The sequence below is a fragment of the Candidatus Aminicenantes bacterium genome (assembly GCA_026393795.1).
GTDB lineage: Bacteria > Acidobacteriota > Aminicenantia > UBA2199 > UBA2199 > UBA2199.
In genome coordinates this window covers 1-10,511 of sequence record JAPKZL010000135.1, presented here as the reverse complement: position 1 = coordinate 10,511, position 10,511 = coordinate 1, and the positions used below count along the sequence as shown (strand labels likewise).

The window sequence follows — 10,511 nt, the reverse complement described above, 5'->3', positions numbered from 1 at the left end:
ATGACTTGCTCTCCAAGCTATTTTCCATGATAAAATTGTCCCATTTTATAGACTTGTTTTCAATAAAACATCACTAAAAAATATTTAAACTCTTTCTATGATTTATCGGATTTGGGCAACAGCCCGTTGAGACCTGACCCCGACGGCTCCTACACCTGCGGTTTCCCACATTGGGTTATCTTTGTTAATGTAATAATGTAAGACCTGGCACCAATTCAATTCCGGCACCAATTCAATTCCTTTCGATAAGAGGGCACAGCACGCTGTGCCCCTACACCTGCGTCATCTCGCCCTGGCTTGTCTTTGTTGATGTAATAATGAAAGACCTGGTACCAATGCCTTCTTAATACTCCAAAAATGGAGTTTAAAAAACTGACAGCATAGATTACTTAAGACTTTTTACGTCACCTCAGATTATAGCGTCGCCGAAAGAAATATCCCTTGGTTTTAATCCTGTTTGTTCGATGTGAAATAAATATGGTAAATAGGGTAAACGATCTATAGTTATACTGCTCATGTCCAAATGGAATTTATCTACATAAAAACACATATAGCCATTAATTCCTGAGTTTGGTTGAACATTGATTTGACGTCCCAAAAAATTAGAATTTGCCAAGTGGTTCCTATCTAACCATATTTCAATATCTTGAATGCGTGAAGCTGAAGGTTCAAAGTTAATAAACAAGATCCTTATCTCCCAATATCGGCAATCTTCAATTGATTAACATATTTGCTATAATGAGTAAAGGTTTAGCACCTTGAAATTAAATTATTTCGCAAGCTGGTGGCGGGCAATCATTCGTGACGCGTAACAGGTGAAGCGTAACGCGAAAAGGCATTCACTACATATTTCGAGATATTGCAGTTACTCGTCACGCGTCACTTGTCACGTGTTACGATAGCTCGTTGACGAACCTTGATGCTTCTGTTATATTTTCCTTTAAAATCGAGATAGTGCATAAAACCAACCTGGAGGCAATGGCCATGGGCGATCATCTGTACGACGTCGGCATCATCGGCGGCGGCATCGTCGGACTGGCTACGGCCATGGCCCTGGTCGAGTCGGGGGTGCGCTCGCTGGTGCTGCTCGAGGCGGAGGAAAGGCTGGCCGCCCACCAGACCGGAAACAACAGCGGCGTGATCCATTCGGGACTGTACTATAAACCCGGTTCGCTGAAGGCCGTCAATTGCGTGACCGGGCGCGAGGCCCTTTACCGCTTCTGCCGCGAGCACGGCATCGCCCACCAGGCCTGCGGCAAGCTGGTCGTCGCCACCCACGCCGCCGAGCTCCCGGCCCTCGACGAGCTGGAAAGAAAAGGGATCGCCAACGGCCTCAAGGGGCTGCGCCGGCTGGGCGCGACCGAACTGAAGGAATGGGAACCGCACGCGGCCGGGATCGCGGCCTTGCACGTGGCCGAAACCGGCATCGTCGACTACGGCCAGGTGTGCCGGAAATACGCCGGGATCGTCGGCGCCGGCGGCGGCGAGATCCGCTTGCATTCACGGGTGGAGCGGGTGAAAAAGGCCGGCCAAGAACTGGTGCTGCTTGGCAACGGCAACGAGGCGCGCGTGCGCAACCTGATCAATTGCGCCGGCCTCCATTCCGACCGCGTGGCCCGCATGTGCGGCGTCCGCCCCGGTTTGCAGATCATCCCTTTCCGCGGCGAGTACTATGAGCTGCTCCCCGAGCGCGCCCCGCTTGTACGCCATTTGCTATACCCGGTCCCCGACCCGCGCTTTCCCTTTCTGGGGGTCCATTTCACCCGCATGATTGACGGCACGGTGGAGGCCGGGCCCAACGCCGTGCTGGCCTTCAAGCGCCTAGGTTACAAAAAATGGAGCTTTTCGCTTCGCGACACCGCCCAATTCGCTCTTTATCCGGGGTTCTGGGCCATGGCCGCCAAGTTCTGGAAAATGGGGTTGGGCGAATTCGCCCGTTCGTTCTCCAAGCGGGCTTTTGTCAAGGCCCTGCAGCGGCTGATCCCCGAAATCCAGGCCAACGACCTGCGGCCGGGCGGGGCCGGGGTGCGGGCTCAGGCCCTGGAGCCCAACGGCCTTCTGGTGGACGATTTTCGCATCCTGGAGGCGGAGCGCATGGTCCATGTCCTGAACGCGCCTTCGCCGGCGGCCACGGCGTCGATCAGCATCGGCCGGTCGATCGCCACGCTTGCCCTGAAAAATTTCACATTGATGCGTTGCTGAGCGATGCCCAAAGCGCCAAGCCGAGGTGAAAACATGGAATATCCCGTCCAGCAGATACGCAGCCAATTCCCGGCCCTGGCCAGCGGCGATGTCTATTTCGACGCCCCGGGCGGCACCCAGGTACCGCAAACGGTCATCGACGCCGTTGTTTCGTATTATTGCCAGGCCAACGCCAACGAGCACGGGAATTTCCCCACCTCGCGGCGCAGCGATGCTGTCATCGCCCAGAGCCGCGCCGCCATGGCCGATTTCATCAACGCCGGCTCGGGGCAGGAGATCGTCTTCGGCGCCAACATGACCACGTTGACGCTGCAGCTTTCCCGCGCCCTGGGCCGGACCTTGAAATCCGGCGACGAAATCGTCGTCTCGCGCCTGGATCACGACGCCAACATCGCCCCCTGGCTCTTCCTCCAGGAAAAGGGGGCGAAGGTCCGTTGGCTGGAAATCAACGCCGAAGATTGCACCTTGAATCTGGACGCCCTCGAGCGGGTACTGAACAAGCGCACCCGGATCGTCGCCGTGGGCTACGCCTCCAACGCCTTCGGTACCATCAACGATGTTTCGAGAATCATCGCCGCGGCCAGGGAACACAACGCGCTGACCTTTATCGACGCTGTCCATTATGCCCCGCACCGGCCCATCGATGTCCGGCTCTTGGACTGCGATTTCCTGGCCTGTTCGCCCTACAAGTTCTACGGACCGCATGCGGGCGTCCTCTACGGCAAGCAGGAGGCGCTGGAGCGCGTGCAGCCGTACAAGGTCCGGCCGGCCAGCGACCGGGCGCCCGATAGTTTCGAGACCGGGACCAAGAACCACGAGGGGATCGCCGGCGTGGCCGCCGCCATCGATTTTCTCGCCGCGCTCGGGCGCGATGGCGGAAAGGAACATGGACGGACCGCGGCCGCTTACCCCGAGGGAAGGCGGCGCTGGCTTAAGGCGGCCCTGGCCGCGATTGCGGCTTATGAGTCAAGCCTTTTTTCCAGGCTGTTGGACGGATTGCGAACGATCCCCGGCCTGCGCCTCTACGGGATCGCCGACCGCGAACGCCTGCCGCAGCGGACGCCGACGGCATGCTTCACCTTGCCGGGATCGGTCCCCGCTATCGTCGCCAAAAAGCTGGGGGAGGCCGGGATCTATGTCTGGGACGGGAATTACTATGCTCTTGAACCCATGAAATATTTGCGCCTCGAGGAGCAGGGTGGCGCGGTTCGCGCCGGGATCTGCATGTACAACACCGCGGCGGAAGTGGACCGTTTCCTCGAGGCGTTGCGCTCCATCGCCGGAGCCGGGTGATTCCTCTCAACGGTTGACAGGTCCGAAGGCTTTCTTTATAATTTTTTGGCCGGCGCTGCCGGAAGAGGAGGCGAAAACATGGCCTTGAGACCGCAGCTGAAACTGTTGAGCGACGAATTGCTGGCCCGGATCGTGAGCGAAGCCCGCGATATTCTCTGCCGGCTGGGGACCAAGGTGCAGAACCCGCGCGTGCTCAAGCTCCTGGCCGAGCACGGCGCCAAGGTGGATTTCGCCAAGAGCCACGTCCTCTACACGGAGCGGTTGCTGGACGAGGCGCTGGCCGCGGCGCCGCGCTCGTTCAAGTTGTTCGATGTCCTCGGCAACGAGACCCACGATCTGTCGGGAAATAATGTCCATTTCACCCCCGGCTCGGCCGCCCTGCATATCCTGGACCCGCAGAGCAAGACGATCCGCAAACCCGTTACGAGCGACTACGTGCGCTATGCGCAGCTGCTCGCCGGCCTGCCCCATATCGCCTCGCAGAGCACGGCCTTCATTCCGGCCGACGTGGCCGACCGCATTTCCGACAGCTACCGCCTCTTCCTGAGCCTGCTCTACGGCGAAAAGCCGGTGGTAACCGGGACCTTTACCATCGAATCCTTCCAGGTGATGAAGGACATGCAGTTGGCCGTGCGCGGCAACGAAAAGGAGCTGCGCCGGAAGCCGCTCACCGTTTTTTCCTGCTGCCCGACTTCGCCGCTGAAATGGAGCGAGATCACCTCGCAGAACGTGGTCGATTGCGCCGCCAGCGGCATCCCGGTCGAGTTCATCTCCATGCCCCTCTCGGGTTTCATGGCCCCGGTAACCCTGGTCGGCTCGCTGGTGCAGCATACGGCCGAGACGCTGAGCGGCATCGTCATCAGCCAGTCCAGACGTCCCGGCACCCCGGTTCTCTACGGCGGATCGCCGGCCGTTTTCGACGTGCGCTATGAAACCACCCCGATGGGGGCAGTGGAAACCCAGATGATCGACTGCGCGGCCAATGAGATCGGCAAGCATTTCGGCTTGCCCACGCAGGCTTATATCGGCTTGAGCGACGCCAAGCTGCTCGATGCCCAGGCCGGCCTGGAAACGGCCATGGGTGCCACCCTGGCTGCCCTGTCCGGGATCAACAGCATCTCCGGGCCGGGCATGCTCGATTTCGAAAGCTGCCAGAGCCTTGAAAAACTGGTCCTGGACAACGAGATATGCGGCATGACCCTGCGCCTCGTGCAGGGCATCGAGCCGCGCGAGGATTTCCCGGCCGCCCCGATCTTTGAGGAGCTCCTGCGCGACCAGCACCTGCTGATAGCGACGCACACCCGCCGTTATTTGAAAAAAGAGCATTATGTCCCGGGCCGGGTCATCGACCGGGCCAACCTCTCGCGCTGGCGCGAGGAGGGAAGCCTCTCCCTGGGGCAGCGGGCGCAGCAGGAAGTGGAACGGCTGGTCGGCGCTTGGAAGCCCTCGCGCCTTGCCGCCGAGAGCAAGAAAGAGCTGGTGGCGCTGATGGAAAAGGAAGCGCGGCGTTGGGGCATGGAAAAGCTGCCTCCCCGGCCAGTAGCAGAATTATGATTGGTTTTTCGAAACATCGTTTACTGCCGGAGCCGGAATCGGTGTATGCCGCCTTGGGGATGAGAGCGGACACAGAACCGGCGCTGAAAGTGACCGAGTTGTTGAACCGGGCGCTGGAAATATACAAAACCTTGAGCGAAGCGCGTGACGTGCTGGAGCCGATTTCAAAATCGGAATTCGCTGCCCTATATTCGGGTCAGGGATTGAACGCTCCCGAGACTCCGCTTGGTTTGATTTTCCCACGCGCCGAGCGTTTGCTCCTCTTTGCCTTTACATTGGGGGCAGCGATCAGCCGGGAAATTGAACGCCTGTTCAAGAGTAATGATTTCGCTCTGGCGTCCATGCTCGACACCGTGGCATCATTGGCAGCCGACAACGCCGGCAGGGAGGCTGAATCCTGGGTCGCCCGGCAGGGTGGAGCAGACCAGTTTGGGACACATTTTCTGAAAGTACTTTTGTATAGCCCCGGCTATTGCGGCTGGCACATCAGCGGCCAGAAAAAACTGTTTGAATTCCTGCGCCCGGAAAGGATCGACATCCATTTGAACGAAAGGTTCCTGATGATTCCGCTCAAATCGATATCCGGGGTACTTGTGGCTGGAGCTGCCGATATTCATCAAATTGCCGAAAGGTATCCTTTTTGCGACCATTGTCAAAGTCCAGCCTGCCGGGAAAGGGGAATGGCAAGGGCGGTATAAAGCGGAGGAAAATCATGGAAATTTTGAAAGCGATCGCGCGTAGCCTGGAGTCCGGCGACGATGGCGGCATCCCGCCTCTGGTCAAGCAGGCACTGGCTGAGGGCCTTGACGCCAAAACCATCCTGGACGAGGGGCTCATCGCCGGCATGAACACGGTGGGGGAAAAGTTCCGCGTCCACGACATCTTCCTTCCCGATGTCTTGCTGGCAGCCAGGGCCATGTACGCCGGCATGGACGTCTTGAAGCCGCTGCTGATCAGCGCGGGAGTTTCCAGCCGCGGCCGGGTGGTGATCGGCTCGGTCCAGGGTGACCTGCACGATATCGGCAAGAACCTGGTCGGCATCATGCTCAAGGGCGCCGGTTTCGAGGTCATCGACCTAGGCAACGATGTCGCCGCCGAAAAATTCGTGGCAACGGCCAAGGACCATGGCGCGCTGGCCATCGGCATGTCGGCGCTGCTGACCACCACCATGCCGGTGATGAAGGAGGTCGTCGAGCGGCTGAAGGCGGAGAACCTGTCCGGCCGCATCAAGACAATCATCGGCGGCGCTCCGGTTTCGCAAGGGTATGCCGACGAGATCGGCGCCGACGCCTACGGCTACGATTGCGCCCAGGCGGTCGCCGGCGTGAAAAAGCTGGCTGCTGCGGTCGGCTGATGGATTCCCTCCTTTCCCGGGTCGGGCGCGGCCAGGTCCTGCTGGCCGACGGGGCGATCGGGTCCCTGCTCATGGCGCGCGGACTGCCCGGGGGGCAAGCCCCGGAGAGCATCAACCTGGCCCATCCCGAAGTGCTGGAAGAGATCGCCCGGCTCTACCTGGAGGCCGGGGCCGACATCGTCCAGACCAACACCTTCGGCGCTTCGCCGCTGAAACTGGCCGCTTACGGCCTCGACGGGCAAACGGACGCCATCAATGAAAAAGCCGTGCAGGCGGTACGGCGAGCGATCGGGGACAAGGCTTTCGTTTCCGCCTCGTGCGGCCCCAGCGGCCGGATCCTCAAGCCGTACGGCGATACGGATGCAGGGGAGCTATTCGACAGTTTTCGCGCGCAAATGAAAGCCCTGGTCAACGCCGGCGTCGACATGATCTGCATTGAAACCATGTCCGACCTGGGCGAAGCGCGACTGGCCGTCGAGGCGGCGCGCAGCGTAGACCGGGCCCTCCCGGTGGCGGCCACCATGACCTTCGAAGCCACGGCGCGTGGTTTTTTCACTATCATGGGCGTGACCATCGAGAAAGCCTGCCGGGAGCTGGCAACGGCCGGGGCCGATTTGGTCGGTTCCAATTGCGGCAACGGCAGCCGGCTGATGGTGGCCATCGCCAGGGAGTTCAGGAAATTTACCGCCCTGCCGCTGCTGATCCAGGCCAACGCCGGGGTTCCCGAACTGCGCGACGGCGTCGTGCGCTATCCCGAGACCCCCGAATTCATGGCCGCGACGGTCCCCGAGTTGATCGCGGCCGGGTCAGCGGTGATCGGCGGCTGCTGCGGCACCACGCCCGATCATACCCGGGCCATGCGCCGGGCCGTGGATGGCGAGCTGCAGAAGCGGCATGGTGGCAATGCAGAATGATATCCTGGTAAAGGCCGGAAAAATTTTCAGAGCATATGCCGGGTGGATGGTACTAGGAAAAACATCGTATCGTATGTGCAATGATCCGTCAATTTCCCCATTTGTTTATTTCATTAAAGGCCGTTTCTGGATTTTTTGCCGCAAGCAGAATTCCGACCAGGGGTTTGTTACTGGCCAGCTTGCTGGCGGCGGCCAGCAGCTTTGCCTGGATATCGCTCTGGCGCATGGATGTGACGATGAGAAAGACCAGCCGAATCGGCTCCATCGTGGCCACATCGGCGATCCCCTGATGGAGGATGCCCAGGGCGATCTTAGGGAGTGAATCATCTTCCAACCTGAGGTGGGGGAAGGCTACCCCTTCGTTGAAAAATGTCGAACTTTCTTTTTCCCTGAGCAGCAGGCGGGTGAATATTCCCTGGTATTCTTCATCCGAACTGCAGGCGATCCTGGACAGGTCTCGCAATACCTCTTCCTTCAAGGCCAGGCGCTCCCAGATAAGGATGTGATTTTCTGATAGGAAGTCGCTTAACCTAATCTTTTTAGCCGGGATGCGCGGTGAATTTTCTGCCGTAAATCCTTCCAGAGCGGAATGACTGTGCTGGATGTTCGCTACGACGACATTGATGCCATTCGCTTCTTGGATCAACCTTTCAGAAAGGGTTTTTTTAAAGCGCAGTCTCTGGAAGAGTGAGATCCGATTCGGAGTTCCGATGATAATATGCCCGATGTGATATTCGCGGGCGAAGCGGAGGATGGTGCTGGCCAGGTCCTCGCCCTTGTAGGTGAAAACGATTGCCCCCAGTTGCTTGGCCAGTGTCAGGGTATGGGCCAAGGCGTTCTGGGTTTGAACGGTGATGTGCAGCGGATCTTCCGCCGCCGTCTGGACATACAGCGCATACCAGTTTTTGTTGAGCCGGCCGGCAAAGCGCGAGGCATAGCGGAGCAAAAGGTCGCTGTTCGGGCCGCGCGAACTCAGGCATACCATGATCTGATCGGGCATGGCCGTGCTCTCGTCGCTTTCGGGATCCTTGCGGCGGGTATCGATCTGGGCGGCCAATTCCCGCAGCGTCAGTTCCCTGAGCTTTTCCAGATTGGACTGGGTAAAAAAGTTTTTTAGAGCTGTCTGAATTTTGTCTTCCTTATATATTCTGCCTTCCTCGAGCCTTTTTCTCAGGTCCTCCGGGGTCAGGTCGACATTGACGATCTGGTCTGCTTCGCCGATCACCGAATCGGGAAGCCTTTCCCATACTTTGACTCCGACAAACTTTTCAACCGTATTGAAAAGGCTTTCCATGTGCTGAACGTTCAATGTGGTGATCACATGGATGCCGCTGGCTAGGATTTCCTGAACATCCTGGTAACGTTTGTTGTTTCGGCTCTCTGGCACGTTGTTATGGGCAAGTTCATCGACCAGCGCCACGGCAGGTTTTCTGGTCAGCAGCGCGTCCACGTCCATTTCTTCCACTTTCATTCCCTTGTATTCCCTGACCGTCCGTGGAATGATCTCGAGTCCTTCAAGGAGTTTGCTGACTTCCGCCCGGCCATGGGTTTCCACAAACCCGACCACCACGTCGATCCCCTCGTTTTTCAGCTTGTGTCCCTCCTGGAGCATGCGGTAGGTCTTGCCGACTCCGGCGCAGTAGCCGAGATAGATCTTCAGGCGGCCTTGGGTGGAACGCTTGATCATGCGCAGAAATTTACTTGCTTTTTCCTGGTCCACGTTGGCCATGATTATAACACTATTTTTGCTTGTCCAAAGCCAGATTCAACGTAAGCACATTAACCCTTTTTTCCCCGAAAATCCAGAACTGTTTATCTTCCGTGGCCAAGCGGATCATTTGCATGATCTGATCTTTGCTTTTATAACGGGCATTGGCTACCCTGGCCGCCTGTGCCAAAGCGTTGGCAGGGCTTATGTGCGGATCCAAGCCGCTGGCTGAAGCACTGAAGGCGTCGGCGGGAACAGGGAAGGAAGCCGGCAATCCGTTCTCCTTTCTGTAATTCGTTATCCGGGTCGTCGCCTGTTCGCTGAGCGCTTTGGACAAAGGTCCCAGGTTGCTGCCGCCGGACATGGCTCCTGATCCGGGATAAGCGACTGCCGATGGCCGGGAGTGGAAATAGGCGGGCGAGGTGAATGGCTGGCCGATAAGGGCAGAGCCGATGATGGTACCTTCGCGTTGCAACAATGAGCCGTTGGCTTTTTGCGAAAAAAACAATTGCCCGATGCTCCAAACGGCCAGCGGGTATACCCCGCACAACAAAATGGACAGCATGACGACAGCCCATACCGCCTTTTTGAATTCGTCCGCCACATATTTCATTTTTACGCTACTCCTCAGGCCAGATGAAAAAAATTAACCATGATATCGATTATTTTTATACCGATAAAAGGGATGGCCAGGCCGCCGAATCCGAAAATCACCAAGTTGCGTCTCAGGAGTGCCTTGGCCTTCATGGGTCTAAAACTGACCCCCTTGAGCGCCAGGGGAATGAGCAGGATAATGATCAGGGCATTGAATACCACGGCGCTGAGAATGGCGCTGAGCGGCGATGCCAGCCTCATGATGTTCAGCGGCGCGATCTCCGGGAAAAGAGCGATGAGCATGGCCGGGATGATGGCGAAATATTTCGCGATGTCGTTGGCGATGCTGAAGGTGGTCAGGGCGCCGCGCGTCATCAGCATTTGCTTGCCGGTCTCAATGATTTCAATGAGCTTGGTCGGGTTGGAATCCAGGTCGACCATGTTGCCGGCTTCCTTGGCGGCCTGGGTCCCCGTGTTCATGGCCACTCCCACATCCGCCTGAGCCAGCGCCGGCGCATCGTTGGTGCCGTCGCCGGTCATGGCCACCAGGTAACCGTCTCTTTGTTCCTTGCGGATTAGCGCCAACTTGTCTTCGGGGCGAGCTTCGGCCAGATAATCATCCACGCCCGCTTCCCGGGCGATCGTGGCCGCCGTCAGCCGGTTGTCGCCGGTGATCATGATGGTCTTGATGCCCATGGCGCGCAGCCGGGTGAAGCGGTCCCTGAGCCCGCCCTTGACGATGTCTTTGAGATGGATGACGCCCAGTGCCTCCGTCTTTTCGGCTACGGCCAGCGCCGTGCCGCCGGCCCGGGAGATGTCTTTAATCACCTGTTTCATCTCCGCCGGAAAATCCGCCGCGATGAACGCCGCGATGGAATCGGGGGAGCCTTTG

General features: G+C 58.2%; 9 protein-coding genes. 6 read left to right on the top strand and 3 right to left on the bottom strand.

The genetic code is table 11. From position 1 onward, the window contains the following. Window positions 1-984 precede the first annotated feature (984 nt). The 6 genes from lhgO to NTW95_06390 all read left to right on the top strand — a co-directional run bounded on the left by lhgO (window position 985) and on the right by NTW95_06390 (window position 7,317). Window positions 985-2,202: an L-2-hydroxyglutarate oxidase gene (lhgO, locus tag NTW95_06415; protein ID MCX6557053.1), complete on the top strand. Its 1,218-nt coding sequence runs from the start codon at window positions 985-987 to the stop codon at window positions 2,200-2,202. Window positions 2,203-2,235: 33 nt separating this feature from the next. After that, window positions 2,236-3,495, top strand: a complete 1,260-nt coding sequence (locus NTW95_06410) for a cysteine desulfurase-like protein (protein MCX6557052.1) — start codon at window positions 2,236-2,238, stop codon at window positions 3,493-3,495. A 78-nt stretch (window positions 3,496-3,573) separates the two neighbouring features. Further along, window positions 3,574-5,049: a trimethylamine methyltransferase family protein gene (locus NTW95_06405; protein MCX6557051.1), complete on the top strand. Its 1,476-nt coding sequence runs from the start codon at window positions 3,574-3,576 to the stop codon at window positions 5,047-5,049. Then, on the top strand, window positions 5,046-5,747 hold the full coding sequence (locus NTW95_06400) for a hypothetical protein (GenBank protein ID MCX6557050.1): 702 nt from the start codon (window positions 5,046-5,048) through the stop codon (window positions 5,745-5,747). The genes NTW95_06405 and NTW95_06400 overlap by 4 nt, the downstream gene beginning before the upstream one ends. Window positions 5,748-5,761: 14 nt before the next feature. Then, on the top strand, window positions 5,762-6,403 hold the full coding sequence (locus NTW95_06395) for a corrinoid protein (GenBank protein ID MCX6557049.1): 642 nt from the start codon (window positions 5,762-5,764) through the stop codon (window positions 6,401-6,403). Next, window positions 6,403-7,317 carry a homocysteine S-methyltransferase family protein gene (locus NTW95_06390; GenBank protein MCX6557048.1) on the top strand — a complete coding sequence of 305 codons (915 nt, stop codon included), beginning with the start codon at window positions 6,403-6,405 and terminating at the stop codon, window positions 7,315-7,317. The genes NTW95_06395 and NTW95_06390 overlap by 1 nt, the downstream gene beginning before the upstream one ends. An 88-nt stretch (window positions 7,318-7,405) precedes the next feature. Here NTW95_06390 and NTW95_06385 read toward each other — a convergent pair whose 3' ends face one another. From NTW95_06385 to NTW95_06375, 3 genes are all read right to left on the bottom strand, one after another. Then, on the bottom strand, window positions 7,406-9,046 hold the full coding sequence (locus tag NTW95_06385; protein ID MCX6557047.1) for a PTS sugar transporter subunit IIA: 1,641 nt from the start codon (window positions 9,044-9,046) through the stop codon (window positions 7,406-7,408). A gap of 10 nt (window positions 9,047-9,056) precedes the next feature. After that, a complete protein-coding gene (kdpC, locus tag NTW95_06380; GenBank protein ID MCX6557046.1) occupies window positions 9,057-9,638 on the bottom strand; it encodes a K(+)-transporting ATPase subunit C in 582 nt (193 codons plus the stop codon). Window positions 9,639-9,652: 14 nt separating this feature from the next. Beyond that, a partial coding sequence (locus tag NTW95_06375) for an HAD-IC family P-type ATPase (GenBank protein ID MCX6557045.1) occupies window positions 9,653-10,511 on the bottom strand: 859 nt, incomplete at its 5' end.